The organism is Algoriphagus sp. TR-M9 (assembly GCF_027594545.1).
Lineage (GTDB): Bacteria > Bacteroidota > Bacteroidia > Cytophagales > Cyclobacteriaceae > Algoriphagus > Algoriphagus halophytocola.
Window position 1 is genome coordinate 320,736 of record NZ_CP115160.1, and the last position, 18,636, is coordinate 339,371.

15 protein-coding genes are annotated in these 18,636 nt (G+C 43.3%); 12 read left to right on the forward strand and 3 right to left on the reverse strand.

What is annotated here, in order from left to right:
- Positions 1-3 precede the first annotated feature (3 nt).
- The 8 genes from PBT90_RS01605 (at position 4) to cysM (ending at position 6,710) form a co-directional block, all read left to right on the forward strand.
- Positions 4-993 (forward strand): DNA-directed RNA polymerase subunit alpha, encoded by a 990-nt coding sequence (locus PBT90_RS01605; RefSeq protein WP_264808605.1) that lies wholly within the window; start codon positions 4-6, stop codon positions 991-993.
- Between the two features lie 6 nt (positions 994-999).
- Positions 1,000-1,545: a 50S ribosomal protein L17 gene (gene rplQ / locus PBT90_RS01610; protein WP_264808606.1), complete on the forward strand. Its 546-nt coding sequence runs from the start codon at positions 1,000-1,002 to the stop codon at positions 1,543-1,545.
- Between the two features lie 119 nt (positions 1,546-1,664).
- Positions 1,665-2,762, forward strand: coding sequence for a glutamine-hydrolyzing carbamoyl-phosphate synthase small subunit (gene carA / locus PBT90_RS01615; protein ID WP_264808607.1), 1,098 nt, complete (start codon positions 1,665-1,667; stop codon positions 2,760-2,762).
- Between the two features lie 22 nt (positions 2,763-2,784).
- A complete protein-coding gene (eno, locus tag PBT90_RS01620) occupies positions 2,785-4,065 on the forward strand; it encodes a phosphopyruvate hydratase (protein ID WP_270131217.1) in 1,281 nt (426 codons plus the stop codon).
- A gap of 99 nt (positions 4,066-4,164) precedes the next feature.
- Complete coding sequence (locus PBT90_RS01625; protein ID WP_264808609.1) at positions 4,165-4,452, forward strand: FtsB family cell division protein; 288 nt, start codon at positions 4,165-4,167, stop codon at positions 4,450-4,452.
- Positions 4,433-4,981, forward strand: a complete 549-nt coding sequence (locus tag PBT90_RS01630; RefSeq protein ID WP_270131220.1) for a hypothetical protein — start codon at positions 4,433-4,435, stop codon at positions 4,979-4,981. Before PBT90_RS01625 ends, PBT90_RS01630 begins: the two co-directional genes overlap by 20 nt.
- Positions 4,982-5,002: 21 nt before the next feature.
- The gene (locus PBT90_RS01635) at positions 5,003-5,848 is read left to right on the forward strand and encodes a serine O-acetyltransferase (RefSeq protein WP_264808611.1); all 846 of its coding nucleotides are present in this window, start codon (positions 5,003-5,005) and stop codon (positions 5,846-5,848) included.
- Positions 5,835-6,710, forward strand: coding sequence for a cysteine synthase CysM (gene cysM / locus PBT90_RS01640; RefSeq protein WP_264811498.1), 876 nt, complete (start codon positions 5,835-5,837; stop codon positions 6,708-6,710). The genes PBT90_RS01635 and cysM overlap by 14 nt, the downstream gene beginning before the upstream one ends.
- A 199-nt stretch (positions 6,711-6,909) precedes the next feature.
- Here cysM and PBT90_RS01645 read toward each other — a convergent pair whose 3' ends face one another.
- The gene (locus PBT90_RS01645) at positions 6,910-7,821 is read right to left on the reverse strand and encodes a sugar phosphate isomerase/epimerase family protein (protein ID WP_264808612.1); all 912 of its coding nucleotides are present in this window, start codon (positions 7,819-7,821) and stop codon (positions 6,910-6,912) included.
- Between the two features lie 138 nt (positions 7,822-7,959).
- On the opposite strand from PBT90_RS01645, the gene PBT90_RS01650 reads away from it, so the two are divergent.
- The 4 genes from PBT90_RS01650 to PBT90_RS01665 are packed head-to-tail and all read left to right on the forward strand — an operon-like array spanning position 7,960 to position 14,166.
- Positions 7,960-8,658, forward strand: coding sequence for a hypothetical protein (locus PBT90_RS01650; protein WP_264808613.1), 699 nt, complete (start codon positions 7,960-7,962; stop codon positions 8,656-8,658).
- Positions 8,655-11,393: a TonB-dependent receptor gene (locus PBT90_RS01655; RefSeq protein ID WP_270131224.1), complete on the forward strand. Its 2,739-nt coding sequence runs from the start codon at positions 8,655-8,657 to the stop codon at positions 11,391-11,393. Before PBT90_RS01650 ends, PBT90_RS01655 begins: the two co-directional genes overlap by 4 nt.
- On the forward strand, positions 11,393-12,556 hold the full coding sequence (locus PBT90_RS01660; protein WP_264808615.1) for a DUF4249 domain-containing protein: 1,164 nt from the start codon (positions 11,393-11,395) through the stop codon (positions 12,554-12,556). Before PBT90_RS01655 ends, PBT90_RS01660 begins: the two co-directional genes overlap by 1 nt.
- Positions 12,556-14,166, forward strand: a complete 1,611-nt coding sequence (locus PBT90_RS01665) for a hypothetical protein (protein WP_270131226.1) — start codon at positions 12,556-12,558, stop codon at positions 14,164-14,166. Before PBT90_RS01660 ends, PBT90_RS01665 begins: the two co-directional genes overlap by 1 nt.
- 46 nt (positions 14,167-14,212) lie before the next feature.
- On the opposite strand, the gene PBT90_RS01670 is transcribed toward PBT90_RS01665, so the two are convergent.
- Together PBT90_RS01670 and PBT90_RS01675 are read right to left on the reverse strand one after the other, a co-directional pair.
- Positions 14,213-15,868 carry a mechanosensitive ion channel family protein gene (locus PBT90_RS01670; protein WP_264808617.1) on the reverse strand — a complete coding sequence of 552 codons (1,656 nt, stop codon included), beginning with the start codon at positions 15,866-15,868 and terminating at the stop codon, positions 14,213-14,215.
- 64 nt (positions 15,869-15,932) lie between these two features.
- Positions 15,933-18,635, reverse strand: coding sequence for a hypothetical protein (locus tag PBT90_RS01675; RefSeq protein WP_264808618.1), 2,703 nt, complete (start codon positions 18,633-18,635; stop codon positions 15,933-15,935).
- Between the last annotated feature and the right edge of the window lies 1 nt (position 18,636).

Consider the following 18,636-nt stretch of genomic DNA (forward strand, 5'->3'; position numbering starts at 1 on the left):
TATATGTCCATACTAGCATTTCAAATGCCCGAGAAAGTGGTAATGGAAAAAGCCGATGACTTCCATGGCTTATTCACTTTCAAACCACTCGAAAAAGGCTATGGAGTTACAATAGGTAACGCCCTGAGAAGAATTTTGCTTTCTTCCTTGGAAGGTTATGCCATCACTGCCATCAAAATACCAGGGGTAGTGCATGAGTTTTCGACCATAGAAGGTGTAGTTGAAGACGTGACAGACATTATTTTAAATCTAAAGCAGGTTCGATTCAAGAAAGTGCATGAAGCATTTGACGGAAAGATCAATGTGGAGATAAAGAATCAGTCTGTGTTTACTGCAGGGGACATTGCTAAGTTTACCTCTTCTTTCGAAATCTTAAATCCAGAGTTGGTGATCTGTCATATAGACGAAACCAAAGACTTTGAGATTGAACTGACGATTGAAAAAGGAAGAGGCTATTTACCAGCTGAAGAATCCAAACCTAAAGAGCAAATATTCGGTCAAATCTCTATTGATGCGGTGTTCACACCTATCAAAAATGTAAAATACAGCGTAGAGAATACCCGAGTTGAGCAAAAGACTGACTTCGAAAAATTGATCCTTGAAGTTTCTACAGACGGTTCTATCCATCCAGAGAAAGCGCTTCAGGAATCTGCGAAAATTCTGATCCAACACTTCATGTTGTTCTCTGACCAGACTATGGTCCTAGACTCTACAGGAGTAGCTGAACCAGAGCCTATCGACGAAGAATTCTTGCATATGAGAAAACTGTTGAAGACTAACCTGGGCGATCTTGACCTTTCAGTTCGAGCGTTCAACTGTCTGAAAGCTGCAGATGTGAAGACTTTGGGAGACCTTGCCAAGCTAGAAATTTCTGACATGATGAAATTTAGAAACTTTGGTAAGAAGTCCCTAGCTGAGCTAGAGCAACTCATCCAAGAGAAAGGACTCACCTTTGGGATGGATATTTCAAAGTATAAACTTGATGAAGAATAAATAAAAATGAGACACGGTAAGAAATTTAACCACCTTGGAAGGAAGGCCGCTCATAGAAAAGCAATGCTTTCTAATATGGCAACTTCGCTGATTCTTCACAAGCGTATCTCAACCACGCTTGCCAAGGCAAAAGAATTGAAGAAATATGTGGAGCCTTTGGTGACAAGAGCTAAAGAAGATACTACTCACAATAGACGTATGGCTTTCTCTTATTTGAAAAATAAGGAAGCGATCATCGAACTGTTCGGAGAGGTAATCGAGAAAGTAGCAAACCGTCCTGGAGGGTACACTAGAATTATTAAAACAGGCTTCCGTCTAGGTGATAACGCTGAAATGTGTATCATCGAATTGGTAGACTTCAACGAATTGATGCTGAAGGATTCCAAGCCCGCTAAGAAAACTACTAGAAGATCTCGTAGAAGTTCTGGCGCTAAAAAGGCTGAAGACACTGCTGCTCAGGATCAAGCACCTGCTGCAGAGGCAAAATCTGAAGAGACAAAAGCTCCTGAAGCTTCTGCTGATTCTAATGAAGGCGAAACTGAAGAAAAATAAGTTGAGCGCTGACTTTACCATATTGAAAGGATTGGACATTTGTTCAATCCTTTTTTTATACCCTATTCACTTATCGTCCTTCCCAATAAATATTTAACTTTGGGCAATTATTAAGCAAAATGATCAAACAAAAAGCGACTTTACTTCTGGCTGACGGCACGGTGTTTCATGGAAACCTGATCGGAAGCCCAGGTACAAATGGTGGTGAAATTTGCTTCAACACCGGAATGACAGGTTATCAGGAAATCTATACTGATCCATCCTACACAGGACAAATTATTGTAACCACTACGTCCCATATCGGAAACTATGGCGTGATAGACTCTGAAGTGGAATCTGATCACCCGACGATAGGAGGTATTGTGGTAAATAGTTTTTCCGAAGTTTACACTCGTATGGATGCCTCTGGCTCACTGCAAGATTACCTCGTAGAGCATGGGATTACCGGTATAGCTGATATAGATACCCGCAAGCTGGTGAGACACTTGAGATCCCGAGGAGCTATGAATGCTATCATCAGCTCAGAATTTGAAGGAAATCTTGAAGGGCTACAATCCGAACTTGAGAATGTGCCAGATATGGCTGGTCTTGAGCTTTCATCTACAGTTTGTACACAAGAACCCTACTTCTGTGGCGATGCTGACTCTAAGATCAAGGTTGCTTGTATAGACTTTGGTATCAAAAAGAACATTCTTAGAAACCTGACGGATAGAGGCGCATATTGCAAAGTATTCCCAGCAAAAACATCCTTAGCAGAAATGCAAGAATGGGCTCCGGATGCTTACTTTCTTTCCAATGGTCCAGGTGATCCAGCTGTGATGGAATATGCAGTGAAAACTACCAAAGATATCTTAGAAACCGGTAAGCCTGTGTTTGGAATCTGTCTAGGTCATCAGTTACTAGCTGAGGCCTGTGGCATTACTACCTATAAAATGCACCATGGACATAGAGGATTGAACCACCCTATTAAGAATTTAAAAACAGGCAGAAGTGAAATCACCTCGCAAAACCATGGATTTAACATCACCAGAGAGGATACTGAGCAAAATCCAGATGTGGAGATTACCCATGTACACTTAAATGATAATACCGTAGCAGGAATTCGACTGAAAAATAAACCTGCATTTTCCGTACAATACCACCCTGAATCCTCACCAGGGCCGCACGATAGCAGATACCTTTTCGATGACTTTATTTCTTTAATTAATAAAAACTAATTCTCATAAACCTTTTAAAACTATGACATTGATTCAATCAATCCATGCAAGACAAATCCTTGATTCACGAGGAAATCCTACAGTAGAAGTGGACGTGTACACTGAAAACGGTGCTTTCGGCCGTGCCGCTGTGCCTAGTGGAGCCTCTACTGGTGTCAATGAAGCGGTAGAGCTTCGTGACGGTGATAAAGGTACTTACATGGGCAAAGGAGTAACAAAGGCTGTAGCCAATGTTAACGATACAATTGCATCTGAACTTGTTGGTTTCGATGTGTTCGAGCAAAACCTGATCGACCAGATCATGATTGACTTGGACGGAACTCCAAATAAAAGCAATCTTGGTGCAAACGCTATATTGGGTGTTTCACTGGCTGTGGCCAAAGCTGCTGCAATGGAGTCTGGTCAGCCTCTTTACAGATACGTGGGTGGTGTGAATGCGAATACCCTTCCCGTTCCGATGATGAACATTATCAATGGAGGTTCCCATTCAGATGCTCCTATTGCTTTCCAGGAATTCATGATTCGCCCCGTGGGAGCTCCAAACTTCTCTGAAGCTATCCGTATGGGAACAGAGATCTTCCATAACCTCAAGAAAATTCTTCACGACAAAGGATTGAGCACAGCTGTAGGTGACGAAGGTGGTTTTGCACCAAACTTCTCAGGCGGAACTGAGGAGGCCTTAGGATGTATCCTAGATGCGATCAATAAGGCTGGATACAAAGCTGGGGACGATGTGACTATTGCATTGGACTGCGCGGCTTCTGAATTCTTTGTAGACGGAAACTACGATTACAAAAAGTTTGAAGGAGATACTGGACTGACCAGAAACAGAGAAGAGCAAGTAGCTTATCTAGCTGAATTGACCGAAAAATATCCAATCGACTCCATCGAAGATGGATGTGCTGAAGAAGATTGGGAAGGATGGGCGATGCTTACTGCCAAAATCGGAGATAAAGTGCAGCTGGTTGGTGATGATCTTTTCGTAACCAATGTGAAGTTCCTTCAAAGAGGAATCGAAGAGAAATCAGCGAATTCCATTCTTATCAAAGTAAACCAAATAGGTACTTTAACAGAAACTATCAATGCGGTTAACCTTGCTCATAAAGCTGGATTTACTGCGGTGATGTCTCACAGATCGGGTGAAACTGAAGATGCAACTATCGCGGATCTTGCTGTAGCCCTAAACTGCGGCCAAATCAAAACAGGTTCTGCATCTAGATCAGACCGTATGGCTAAATATAATCAACTGCTTAGAATAGAAGAGCAGCTTGGAGAATCTGCGGTATTCAAAGGTATGCTGTAATAAGTGCTGCTTCGGCAGATTTCAATAATCAGACAGCCCGCTCTCGGGCTGTCTTTTTTTTGCATCATTTTTGTACATTTAGGCTCAAATAGCTTTCCAATGAGTAAATACCTGAAATACACCAAAAACTTTTACTTTCTAGGAATCGTGTTTTTTCTCAGTTGGATGATTTTCATTGATTCCAATAATGTGGTGAACCATTTTCAGCTAAGTAGAAAACTAGGTCAGCTTCAAGACCAGAAGGAATTTTACCTGGAAAGAAAAGAAAAAATAAAAGCAGAAAGGGAAGAGCTCATGAGTAACCCAGAACTTTTGGAGAAGTTTGCCCGTGAAAAGTACCTGATGAAGAAAAACACTGAAGACCTCTATGTCATTGTTAAAAAATAAATTTATTCTTCTTGTTTTTGGCGCTTTTATTCTAATCCAGACTACTTCCTTAGCCCAAAGGCAGATTTATTCGGATTCCATTCCTTTCAAAGACCGTTTATACTTTGGAGGAAACTTCGGGATGCAGTTTGGTTCCACTACCTTGATAGATCTTTCGCCCATAGTAGGTGTGATGATCACTCCGAAGTTTTCATCCGGTGTAGGGGTAACTTATCAGTATTTCAAGGATAGATATTATTACGGAGGTGAGTCCACTTCCTATGGGGGGAGGGTTTTTTCCAGATATAATATCCTGCCCAATATTTTCGCCCATGGTGAATATGAAACCATCAATTTTGATAACAATATTTTTGGGACGAATGAATTTGAAAGGATTTGGTCCAATGCCTTATTTTTAGGAGGAGGGTATTTTGCGCCTTTTGGCCCTAGAGGAGGGGCAAATTTCACCTTTCTTTATAATGTCATTCATGATAACCTGCGTTCTCCCTATGGTGAACCATACGTCATCCGTGTTGGTTTTGTCTTGTAACTACGCAAAATCAGATTTTTAATGGATTCATTTATTTCCAAATTATACACAGCACATCAAGAGTGCTCCGATTGTCCATCCCCAAAAGTGATTCACACTTTTTTTGAAGATGTTTTAGGGGTGCTTTTTCCAGAGTACAGTGTGCAGAAAATTTCAGATAAAACCACGATTGAGTTTACCTTGAATAAGCTGAAGGAGGAATTATCCATCATTTTAGAGCGTAATCCAAACCTGCATCAGGGGAATGGAGCGCGTCTGGGTAGTGACTTTTTTGACGGTTTGGAGCAGGTTTATGATTGGATACAGCAAGATGTGGATGCGATGTTTGCCGGCGATCCGGCTGCAAAATCCAGGACAGAAATCCTTCGAAGTTATCCTGGGTTTTATGCCATTTCTGCTTACAGAATTGCGCACGCTTTACATACGCTTGGGATTAAGTTGATCCCAAGAATGATCACAGAATTTGCCCATAGCAAAACCGGGATAGATATCCACCCCGGTGCCACTATAGGTCAGTATTTCTGCATAGATCATGGCACAGGAGTGGTGATAGGAGAGACTACGCTGATCGGCGATCATGTCAAGATCTATCAGGGGGTAACCCTAGGTGCCTTGAGCGTGGACAAAGCAGATGCTGATCTCAAGCGACATCCTACTATCGAAGATGGGGTGGTGATCTATTCCGGTGCCACTATTCTCGGAGGCAATACTGTCATCGGGGCAGGAAGTGTGATCGGAGGGAATGTCTGGCTGACCAAAAGCGTCCCCCCTAAAAGTAAGGTTTACTATCAAACTCAGATGTACCATGCGGATTCGGCTGTGACCGATATGTATGTTTTTAAAAACGATGATGATGAAGCTATTTGAATTGATTGGTAACACCCCGCTAATCCTTTTGGAACATTTACCTATTAACCCCAAAGTCAAAATCTATTGCAAAATGGAAGGGCAAAATCCGGGTGGTAGTGTAAAGGATCGCGCGGCTTACAATATGCTCAGAAGTGCTTTGGATCGGGGTGATATCCAAAAAGGCGATAAATTAGTGGAAGCTACCAGTGGTAATACGGGTATAGCTTTAGCAATGGTCGCTAAGGTCCTCGGGCTGGAGATGACTCTGATTATGCCTGATAACTCTACCAAAGAGCGTGTACTTTCAATGAAGGCCTATGGAGCAGAGGTGATTTTGACTCCTGCGGAGAAAACCATAGAATATGCTAGGACACTAGCTGAGCAGATGAGTGAGGAAGGCTATTATATGCTAGATCAGTTTGGCAATGAGGACAATTACCTGGCACACTACAAGACCACAGGTCCGGAAATTTGGAAAGATACGGAAGGAAAGGTGACCCATTTTGTGTCTGCGATGGGGACTACAGGTACCATTATGGGTGTGTCTAAATACCTGAAAGAAAAAAACGCTGCTATTCAGATAGTGGGTACACAGCCCACTGATGGATCGAGTATTCCTGGTATTCGTAGATGGTCTCCGGAGTTTTTGCCAAAAATCTTTGACCCAAGCAGGGTAGATCAGGTAATAGATGTAAGCCAAGACCAGGCTACAGCCATGACGCGTAGAATGGCTAAAGAAGAAGGAATACTTGCAGGAATGAGTAGCGGCGGGGCATTATATGCGGCTATTGAACTCTCCAAAACCTTGGAAGAGGGCGTGATCGTCTGTATTACCTGCGATCGTGGTGACAGATATCTGAGCTCAGATTTGTTTGGGTAAGCAGAGGTAAGAAATAGTAACCCCGCTGCGGGGTAGCTATTCGGATCAGCGCCAAGTTGAGTCCACCGTGAATTTTTTCTCATCGTTATACAGTCTAGGGAAACAACATCAAAAAATAGCGGAGGTAATGATAACCTCCGCTATTTTCAAATAGAGCAGCTTATGAGCCTGTATCATTTTTATTTTTGCGGGTTTATGATTAGAAAAACTGCTTCATTTTGGACAGCCCTGTTTTGGCTACTAGTTCCGCTTCCTGTGCATAGTAAGTTTCGTTAAATAGTTCCAGAGAGAGAATTTTGGTACCGCCCATTTCTTTGAGTCTCTTTGAGATTTGGTCCAATGGCGCTACGCCATCGCCGGGATAGATCCTATGCTTATCTTCCTGTTGCTCTCGTGGAAGATCATCACTGAAATCATTGAGGTGCATCACTTCGATGGCTTCTCCCGCTACCAAATCCAGGCAATTGAAATCCGATCCACCGCGGAATAGATGATACACATCCGGAAGCAGTCTGGCGTCAGCATCATTGGCTGCGGCTGCTACGGCCAAGGCCTGACCCATGTGGTGAAAAGGCTTGTACGCTCCCCAAAATTCCAGCTGGGGCATCACTCCGGTTTTTCTGCCTAGCTCGAGCAATGCCGCATATTTTTCCCCCGCTTCCAGTAAATCTACCGGTGCAGTAGCTCCGATAGCGGGTGCAGCTATTCGCTTACAGCCTATTTGCGCGAGCATGTTCATTTCTTTTTCCATTTGGGCAAATCCCGCTTTGCTTTTTGCCGGGTCTTGCGCCATCCAAGTGGCAAATCCTATTGCATTAAAAGCTTCTATGCCCGCGTCAGAGAAAAGTTTCTTCAGAGAAGCCAGCGATTTACCTGATGAGAGGTAGCTGTCCAATTCTGAAATCCAAAGCTCAATACCATCGTACCCAGATTTTGAAGCTACCTCTATCATTTGGGTGAGGTTTAATTTCTGACCGCGCAAGGTGCTGGTATTCAGCGAAAATTGAATTTTGGCGTTTGCTTTTCTGACGGGGGATGCGACAGCTGCTGATCCTGCCAGAGCAATAGGAGATAGGGTTAATGCTTTGAGTAGTGATCTTCTTGAAGTCATGATGGGTAGATTGATGAAATTGTTCCTTTTATATTAAAATTAAACCGTTAGAAATATTCTTTTATTTGTTGTTTTAGATGTTGTTTTGAATCGTAATTTTAGTTCATTATGCTAAAAGTAAAGTTTTTATTGGTTTTAATGACCATAATTGTATGGTCGGCCTGTGCTCAAGGTGAGCGTGATAGGGTTGAATATAAAACTTTATACGAGGATCAGCTTCCTTACTTTCAGGAATTGATTACAGGTGGACAATATGCAGACTCTCCAAAATATTATGACGGACACCCTTTTTACAAGAGTAGAACATTTGAATTGGGGACACTTTCCATCAATGGGATTTTGTATACTGAGGTTCCGCTTTTGTATGATGACCTGGCCGATTGGGTGGTTACTTTTCACCCGGTCTACAACCAAAAGATCCTGATCAAATCCGAAAAAGTAGATCAATTTTCCTTGGGAGATGGGTCTGTATTTAGAAATTTTGAGAATAATCAAAATTATTTGCATGATCGCAATGGCTTTTACCAAGTACTCTATGATCAGGAAATCAAAGTGCTGGCAAAGCGTTACAAAGAGCTGAAAGCAGTAAAAGAGGTAGGTAACTACACCAAAGAATATGAAAGTTACGAGGATTATTTCCTCTTTTACCAAAATGAATTCCGTACCATACGCAAGAAAAAGCAGGCCATCAAAGCTTTGGGGTTAAGTAAAAAAGATGTGAAAAGACACCTAAGAGGAAGGAGCCTATATTTCCGGGCCAATAAAGAGGAATACCTGCTGGAATTGGTAAAGCTACGGGCTAGTAGTTCAGAACCCTTTGAAGGATTTGCCGAATGAAGAAAGTTTTACTCGTATTGATCATACTGCTTGGTGTGGGAGAAGTATACTCCCAGACCGATCCTGCCCCGAAAATTTCCGGGATGTACATGGGCATGCCTTTTTCCCGTTTTGTAAACAGAGTGGAGCAGGAAACTTCCTACCGGTTTAGCTATAAGGAATCAGATGTGCAGGATATCCAAGTGAACCTCCAGGTAAATGATGCTCCGCTGAGGGCGATTTTAGATGAGATATTTGAAGGCACATCGCTGACTTACCTGATAGATAAACAGCGTAAAGTTTGGATTACAAAAGGTGCCAGGTTGGTGCTGGATCTTCCCGAAGGCTACTTTGATATACAGGATAGACAAGAGCTGAACAATGCCCAAGGGGATTCTCTGGGGGTTTTTGCTAAAAACATTCTGTACACAATAGGTAATGAATCAGACAATCCAAACTCGAAAACGGCTACACTAAGCGGTACCATATATAGCGTGGAGAATGGAGAGCCTATGACCGGTGCCATAGTGCTCGAAAAAGTAGGATATCGACAGGTGGCTACAGATGCACAAGGAAGATATAAGCTGACCCTGAATAAAGGAAGACATACCATTTATGTGCAGAATATCGGTGGGTTTCAGGAGCAGCGCTTGATTGACCTACGCGGTGATGGTGTGTTGGATATGAAAATTGAGGAAACCATGCTTTCCTTGGATGAAGTGGTAGTGAGTTCTGGCGCCCTTTCCCATATCAACCAACTGGACATGGGGGTGCAATCTATTAGTATAGCTGATGTGAAAAGGCTTCCTGCTGCATTGGGTGAAGTGGATATTCTGAGAGGAGTGCTCACCATGCCGGGTGTGAATACTGTGGGGGAGGCTAGCGTGGGCTTTAATGTTCGAGGTGGGACAGCAGATCAAAACCTGATTTTGTATGACAATTCCACAGTTTTTAACCCCTCTCACGTTTTTGGTTTTTTCTCTGCTTTTAATGCCGATATGGTCAGTGGGGTAGAATTATACAAAGGTTCGGTGCCCGTGAATTATGGCGGGCGTTTGTCTTCTGTATTGCAGGTAGATCCTAAGTTTGGGAGGTCAGACAAAATTGGTGGTTCTGGTGGTATTGGGATTTTGACCAGCAGGCTTAGTCTAGAGGGACCCATAGGCGAAAAAACCACTTTTATTGTAGGTGGAAGAACTACTTATTCCAATTGGGCTTTGGAACTATTGGATGAGGAAGCTGACCTGAAAGGAAGTGAAGTGGCTTTTTACGATTTCAACCTCAATGTGCAGCATCAGCTGAACGAGAAAAATATACTTGAATTTACGGGCTATCTCAGCAACGATGATTTCCAGTTTGATCTAGATACTACCTATTCCTATCAAAATAAGAATTTTGCACTTTCATGGAAACATTACTTCAATGATCAGATGGAAGGAAAGTTTGTGCTGGGGACAGATTCCTACAGCTTTGGGATTATAGGCCAGGACAATCCTTTGAATTCCTATGATTTTGGTTTTGAAGTCAATCAATTACATGCCAGGGCTGATTTTGAATATAGAAAAAATGATAGGCATATCATTAAGTTTGGAGCACATGCCATTCAGTATAAACTGGATCCGGGATATATCAAACCTTATGGAGCAGAATCCATCGTGATCGAAGAGGATATCCAGCGGGAGCAGGCAAGGGAGATATCAATTTATGCTGGAGATGAATTTACCATCAACGACGACTTCAGTGTGAGCTATGGAGCCAGATATATGCTCTATCAGATGCTGGGGCCAGCTACAGTAGCTCAATATGTGCCAAATGAGCCCATTACCGGTGAAAATATGATAGGTGAGGAGAACTATGACAAGGGTAAAGTGGTCAAAACGTACCATGGTCCTGAGTTTAGACTGGCTGCGCGCTATACGCTCAACACGCAATCTTCCCTGAAGTTTAGCATCAATACAATGCGCCAAAATATTCACCTACTTTCTAACACATCGGCGATTTCTCCTACGGACTCCTGGAAACTGAGTGATCCTTACATCAAACCTCAAAATGGTGGGCAAGCCTCCTTGGGCTATTACAGAAATATGGCGCAAAATACCGTGGAGTTTTCTACAGAGGTATACTATAGGTACATGGGTAATATGCTCGATTACAGGTCAGGAGCCTCCCTGGTGTTGAATGATCAGATCGAGCAGGATGTTCTCAACTCTAATGGGAAAGCATATGGAGTAGAACTACTGTTGAAAAAAAATAAAGGGCTTTTACAGGGTTCTATCGCATATACTTTTTCCAGATCTTTGCTTCAGACTTCGGAGGAGCCAAGCATAGAAAAGATCAATAATGGAGAGTTTTATCCAAGTAATTATGATCAGCCGCATCATTTTGTCCTGACCACTAACTATGAATTGAGCAAGCGGGTCAATACCTCCTTGAATGTGAATTACAGTACCGGTAGGCCTGTTACCCTTCCGATTTCCAAATTTGACTATGCGGGTTCAGAGAGGGTTTATTTCTCCGAAAGGAATGCGTACAGGATTCCGGATTATTTCAGGGTAGATTTATCTGTGAACCTAGAGGGTAGTCATAAAGTGAAGAAACTGGCGCATTCTTCCTGGTCCTTAGGTGTATATAATTTGCTAGGCAGGAGCAATCCATACTCCGTGTATTATACTCCAGTAGAAGGGGTACTCAGAGGCTATCAATTATCCATTTTTGCCCAACCAATTCCATTTATTACTTACAATTTCCGATTCTGATGAGAAAACTGTTGCTGTTTATTTGTCTTTGCGCCGGTTTAGTTTCAGGCTGTCGTGAGCCTTTCGAGCCGGAGATTAAGCCTAGCGATGAGTCTGTACTAGTGGTGGAAGGATACCTGGATTCTGAAGGATTAGCTTCCTACCTGTATTTGAGCTATGCCAGGCCGATCCAGGGAGATGGTTTAACCGGGAGTTATACGGTATCGGGAGCTAGAATTCGGTTAGAATCTGAAACTGGGGAGGAATATTACCTAGCAGATCAGGGCTCGGGGAGTTATCTCTTTCAGGAGGATATTTCCGAAAACCAGAATTACCAATTGTTTATAGAGACACCGGATGGGCTGAGCTATGTATCAGACCCGATTCGACCTATAATTTCCCCCGAAATACAAGATGTGGGTTTTGTAAGAAATGAGGAAGGGGTGGAGATATTCCTAACTACGCAGGGAGATCAAAATGCAGATGATTTTCTATGGACATTTGAGGAAACCTGGGCTTTTCGTCCTAGGATAGTAACTCCATATATTTATAGACAGGAGACCAAAACCGTAGAATTCAGAACTCCGGAAGAGCGAATAGACTTGTGTTTCAAATCCGAACTGAATTCAGATTTGATATTGGAAACCTCTTCCAGGTTTGAGGATCAATTCGTTTTTCGACAGTCTATTACCCACATCCTCGAGGGAGATGAGAAGCTTTCACAGCGATATAGTATTTTGATTTCTCAGAAAGCTCTGGATCAAGGAGCAGCCGAGTTTTGGGAAATTATGCGCAAAAACTCCAGTGATCTGGGATCTATTTTCAGTCCCTTGCCTTCAAATGTCAGTGGTAATCTGCATCAAGAGCAAGATCCTAATGCTCCGGTAGTGGGCTACGTGAGTTTGGGAGTAGTGAGGCAAGAGCGGCTTTTTGTGGATTTCAGAGATGTGCTTCCTTGGAGACTGGACATCCCTGAGGAATATTTGGGCTGCCTGATTTCAGCAGATAGTACCATTATCGCAGATTATGATGCCATGTTCAGAACTGGAGAGACGCTACCGGCAAGAGAATACGTGCCAGACGGAGGTACTCAAGCCACCGCATATTTTACTGCCCCAAGGAGGTGTGCAGATTGTACCTTGAGAGGCACGCGCGAAAAACCTGAATTTTGGGAGGATTTCTAATGAAAAAATTAAGCTTAATCACACTTTTCCTGATTGCAGCTCTGGTAGTACAGACTGGTTTTGCGGTAGCCCAAGAAAAGGTTTCATTTTCCATTCCTAAGACCATCTACTTCGGTGGGGAAAAAATCTGGATAGCTGCAAGCACTACCGGGGTAGATAATGGGGTTTCAGCCTCTCAAATTATCTATGCTGAGCTAGTTAACCGAAACAACGAATCAGTTGCACTGGCGAAAATGCCCCTGCAAATGGGGCAAGCGTTTAATTTTCTACAGATCCCATCTAGCCTGGCATCAGATCATTATTTGCTCCGGGTGTTTACCCGGGTGAGCCCTTACCAAAATATGGATGAAGGACTTCATCAGCAATTGGTGACGATTTTCAATACGCAGTACCCGCCTGAAGTTGTACCTGAGCGGGAAAACTTGGTCAAAGAAGGCAGTGGGCAAATTGGGCTTTCTACCCGCAGCCCTTCCATGGGTGAGTCTTTACAGATCCGTACTCCTGATGGATGGAAAGTGCTGGAAGTATCGGTATCTGTGGATAATTCCTTTTTGGAAAATGAGTCCCAACTGGTCTCTTCGGAAATTTACGATGGTGTGGAGGAAAGAACCCTAGTGCCGGAACTTTATGGGCACATCATACAAGCCAAACTGAATGAGGCTTCAATAGACACCACGCAGCTGTTTTACCTTTCTGTACATGGGGAAAAGTCGGCCCTCTTTACCGATAGGCCAGACTCAGAAGGTTATCTTTACTTTGATGCAGGGGGGATGAAGCATTGGGACTTTTTAGTCGCACAAGCTGCAAAAAATGAAACCATGGCTGCATTTGAAATTGTCTCTCCGGCTCCTAAAACTAAATTTAAGGCAGGGTATAGTATTCCTGAGCTGAAAATCAGTCCTTCAGATTCTGTACTATTAAAGCAATTACTACTGGCTGGGCAAGGGGAGTATTTCTACAGTCAGGAGTTTGAGGAAGCGCTTATACCGGTGGTCACAGGATTTGTGGAGGACAGGGTCTATAACCTTGATGATTACACGCGATTTGATGCGGTGGAGACTGTGCTAAAAGAATATGTACCAGAGGTCATGGTGCGCTCGCGTCAGCAGGTTAAATCTTTCCGTATGATCGACGCGGTGCGTGAGTCGCTTTTTGACGAAAACCCCTTGATGCTAATCGATGCGTTGCCGATATTCGATGCTGATCTTTTGGCAGCCTTTGACCCGAAAGACTTTCAAAAACTAGAAGTGCTCACCCGTACCTTTTTTCTTAACGAGGAGCGATTTCCAGGAGTTTTGAGCTTCAGCTCTTACCAAAATGATTTCGGAGGTTTTCCTCTTCCATCCAATGCCATTTACCTGGGCTATGGTGGGATTTCTCCAAAGGTCGCTACCGAAGGAAATCTATTCGAGAAACAGGGAAATGCATTCAATGTAAAGGATTGGAGAACGGTTCTGTATTGGTCAGAAGCACCAGGTTTGTCCACTTCCGGTGAGTCTCAGATCAGTGTTCAAGTTCCTGAAGTAAGGTTGCCTTTTCGGGTCAAAGTGGTAGCCGAAGATGCTGCTGGAAAGCAAAAGACCTTCTTTCAGCGTTTTTCCGCCAATTAAGTTAGCTTTTTTGCGCTCGGAAGTACCTGTCTGCAAGAGCAGGGAATCAGGATTTCTTATTTACTTCCTTAGCTAAAAACTCGCTCAGTTTGTTTTGGTAAAAGGCTTGATCTGGTGAATAATCCGGAACCAGGCTTTGCTTCTCAGGGAAAGATTCCATGTGCAGGGTCTGAGTAGGGAAGGCAAATCTTACCCCTAGGGAGTTAGCCAGTTTGACGATCTGAATTAAGATTTCGTGCCTGCTTCTTAGCTCTTCACCCCAGGTAGGAACTTCAAAGAAGATATAAAACATTATGTCTTGGCTAAAGGAAGACAGATTGTTGAAATAGACGTGGTAGGAGTCTTTTCGGGTGTTGGGATGAGCCAAAACAATTTCTCTTAGGCCATTCACAAATTCCTCTATGAGTTCTGGTGGAGTATCATAGGTAATCGTCAGCGTGGTATAAAATCTTCGATATTGACGAAGGCCGTGGTTGTCCAGAATGGAATCTGCGATTTTGCCATTGGGTACATACATAAGGGAGTTTCTGAAAGTCCTTACGCGGGTAGATCTAAAGCCCACTTCTTCTACCGTGCCATCGATATCACCCGAAGTGATCCAGTCCCCCATTTGGAAGGGTTTGTCAATGAAGATCATCACCGACCCGAAGAAGTTTTTGATGGTGTCCTGAGCAGCTAGTGCGATTGCAACCCCACCAATAGAAAGTCCAGTTAAGAATGGGATGATGTCTAAGTCCAGACCATCTCTCAAGATGAAAAGCGTACCTATGACCACCACAAAGGCTTTGAGAGTTTTTCGCATCAAAGGCACCAGCTGGTCGTCAAGAGTGGATTCAGATTTGATGGCTAGCTTGGTGAAATAGGCAGCGATAATATCTACCACCTTGTAGAATATCACAGTGATCAACAGTGGCTTCAAAGTCCTTAATACTACTAGGATCCATGACCAAATTTCCACAGGTAGCTGCAGTACCCGAAGGAAAAGAGAGAGCATCACCACGATTAAGTAGATGCTGATCACGCGGGCTACGGGTAGTATGTAGTTTTCTCCTACTTTACCATACCCATAGCGTTTAAAAAGGTACAGCAGCACCTTGTCCACCACTAGGGTAAAGACCCAATGCGCCAGGAATATGAGAATGAGCAGAATAAAGATTCCCACTAGCTGCCAAAGGTGTAGGCCTAGGTATTCCTGATTCCCGATTTTGGGGAGTATAGTTAATAGCTTCGCTGTGCCATAAGGATAGGTTTCGGCATGGAGACTATTAATTTGATCCACTGTGAAAGCAGAAAACTTCCATTGATTGCCGGTTTTTTCCAGGAATACTCCAGGTAGTTTTTGCTTGTCGAAATAATAGATATTGTCTTCTGAAGAAGTACTATCTTGATAGTTTTCTACATTAGGAACTTCACTGGTTCGTATCAGTACACCTTTTCCCTCAAAAACCTGACGTAGTTTAGTCGTCAGCTGTGTAGTGTTAGGATCTTCTATGCCAGTGAAATCCAGTGTTTGAGCTGCCTTTTCTGGATGGAAATTTCCTTCTTCCAGATTTTTGAAAAAGGATAAGGTAGTGTGGTAAGGAGAGCTGAGGTTGACTTGCTCTCCAGGTTTTTCTATAATTTGACTATCCGAGATGAGCTGGGAAAAAGAAGGGCTTGCCAGACAAATCAAAAAAAGGAGAAGAAAATGTTTTAGGGACATTTTTGGTAATTGGTTTTTTGCAAGTTAGCTATTCACTTTTCGTGTTCAAAGGAAACAATCCGGACTAATCAGCTAATTGAAATTCTGTCAAGGTGCTTCCACTGATGGTTCTGATCAGGTACTGACCTTTGGAAACTTGATGTGTGATCTGGATTTTTCCATTGCTATTGAGTGGCATAGTTGTAATTAACTTTCCGTTTAAGTCGTAGAGGTAGCAAAATTGCTGGATGAGATCCGTGATCGCTATCAATTGTCGGTCAGACCCAAAGTCAAAGTACTGATACACTAAGTTCTCGTCGGACACTCTGGCACTGAAAAGTTTCTTCTCTGAGCGGTCCAACACAGATACCTCATTGAATTGCCTGGAGATAAACACAAAGTCATTTTGTTTTTGGTCAGGTATTAAAAGGAATTCGCTATCGCGGTCTTCCTTGATCAATTGGTTTCTGTATGACACTTCCCCATTGAAATTGACATGAATCACTTCACCGTTTGCAGTTATTCCCACCAAGAGCGTGGTCCTAGAGGATGGGTTTCTCCATGAAATCAGATCTGTGTTGAATTCGCTTCCCAGCTTGGCCGAGGAGCCTGGCTGTGCTTCTCCTCTTCGGTTGAATAGCTTTAGTTGCCCGTTTTCACCCAAAGCCACCATGTAGTCGCCTTTTCCGGGAACCCTTACATGCTGCGCAGGACCTATTGTCTTGGAGCCGATTGGATTTGGGTTCCATCCCTCCAGTTTTTGCCCGGTTTTGTCTAGTAAATATAGGTTTCCTTGCTCCGTACTGATGAAATAGCGATAATCTTTTGTGTTGCTGTAGTCCACCAGATTAAGCGAACTGATGGTTTCTCCGGAAAGGGAGATGGGATAGCCGGTAAGCGGGTTTCCTAGTCGATCGATTCCATATATCCGCTGCGGCGTAGCGAGAAGAAGCTGAAGTTTATCGTTTTTGTAATAATCAATCTGGAAGGCGTCTGAGATCACTGGGCCGTCCAGTTGTTCAGAATAGATGACCTCCCCGGCAGAATTGACGAGATGCAGAACATGTTTTTGGTCCTGAACCACGATATCCTCAGTATTGTCTTGGTAATTTCGGATGGATTTGGGGCCGTAAATGAGGTTTTGTCCAAATGAAATCCGCTTACTTGGCTGCAAAGCCACGGCTTCATCTGTTTTGATGCTGGGCTTGCTTTGTCCATCATAAGCAAGCGTCAAAGTAGCTTCTTGATGATTCTGGATTTGGTTGATTTTAAATGAAATCCAAGGGAAGGAATTAAAAACATCAGCGTATTTCTGTAAAAAGGTACTCCAGGAAGGATTGCTTTTGGAAATCCAGGATTCCAGGATTCTTGGGGTAAGGTATAGACGTGAAAATCCGGCTGTAGCACTGAGCTCTTTTTTCGCTTCCGGGGCATTGACGCTTTTCCAGGTATTGCCTGCCCGAATGTCATCTAGCATCATTTTCATGCCTTGCTGGGTATTGGTGATGATGAGAAGTTCCCCTTCGGCAGTGATAAACGATTGATTGAATCCATGGAATTTACCTGCAAATAAATGAGCAGGGAAGTCCTCTTCGGCTAGGTATAAGATCTCATGGCCATCGTAATAATCCGATCCCACCTCTTCTTCATTTTCTTGAAAATCACGGAGCATTTGCAGGGCATTTTCTACATCCCGGCTTCTGGCCAAAAGAGCCAGGTTCTTGCTGGATCCACCGGTGTTTTCCAGGTCTAGGAGGTAAAGCTCTCCAGTGAAGCTATCTAAAAATCCCAGATCAATAAGTTTTCTTTGGATTTCTCCAGAGTAGGTGGCCCGACCTACAAATGCGCGGTTAATTAGCTTCTGACTTTCGAAGATGCTTTCCAGGTTAAATTGGGTAAGGGCCAAAGTCCGATTGGAGATGGCAGCTTCTATAATGGCCAGGTTAGCTTGAATAGAAGGGGTGAAGTTCACATCTTCCGGATAGACCAGCTCACCTCGGAAGAGCAATTTGTTCTGCTCCAGTTCCAAGTTCATGATGGCTCCTGCCTGGAGATTCTCAAGTTCTGCTATCCCATTATTGGCTCGGTCATTTCCTATTCCCTTGATAAGCGTGGCAAAACCTCTCCCTGAAATCAATAGCCTCCCCAGCGAGCCTGACTCATAGGGATGAGCCTGAACTAAGGAATAGAAACTCTGCTGATCAGCATTTACATAAAACCTTATGGCTTCTTCTACTAGAAAAGAAGTGGATGAAATAACTGCTAAATCACCGATTAGCGATAAGCTCCATTGTCGGTTATTGGCTGAGTCATAATACTCTAGGACGTCGATGTCGGAGTATTTTCTGTTTTGAAACCTGGCACCTTCCGGGATTCTGGATTTGACTTCATCAAGGAATTTTTCGGAAGAAGATACCTTGAGATTAATAGTGTAAAGAATATCAAAGGATTCTGCTCCAGTGGAGTGCAGGCTGAATGTGGCCTGGGTTCCTCTTAGTGCTTTGGCGACAGCCCCGGATCCACCGTGCAGGCTATCAAGCTTGATAAGTTGGTCTGAAAAATCCTGAAAAGCAGGTAGGTTTTTGAGAATTTCCCAACTGGGGTCATCGACTAGCTTATTCCAGGTTTCGGCTCCATTGTGACTTTCAAAAACGAAAACCGCATTTTGGCTGATTACTTCGAGGCTGTTGATTTTTCTTACAGCGAAGTAATTGCTATAAATCCAATACCCGCCTCCGACAAGGAGCACACTCAAAAACAGAATAAGTAGGCTTTTCCAGATCTTCACA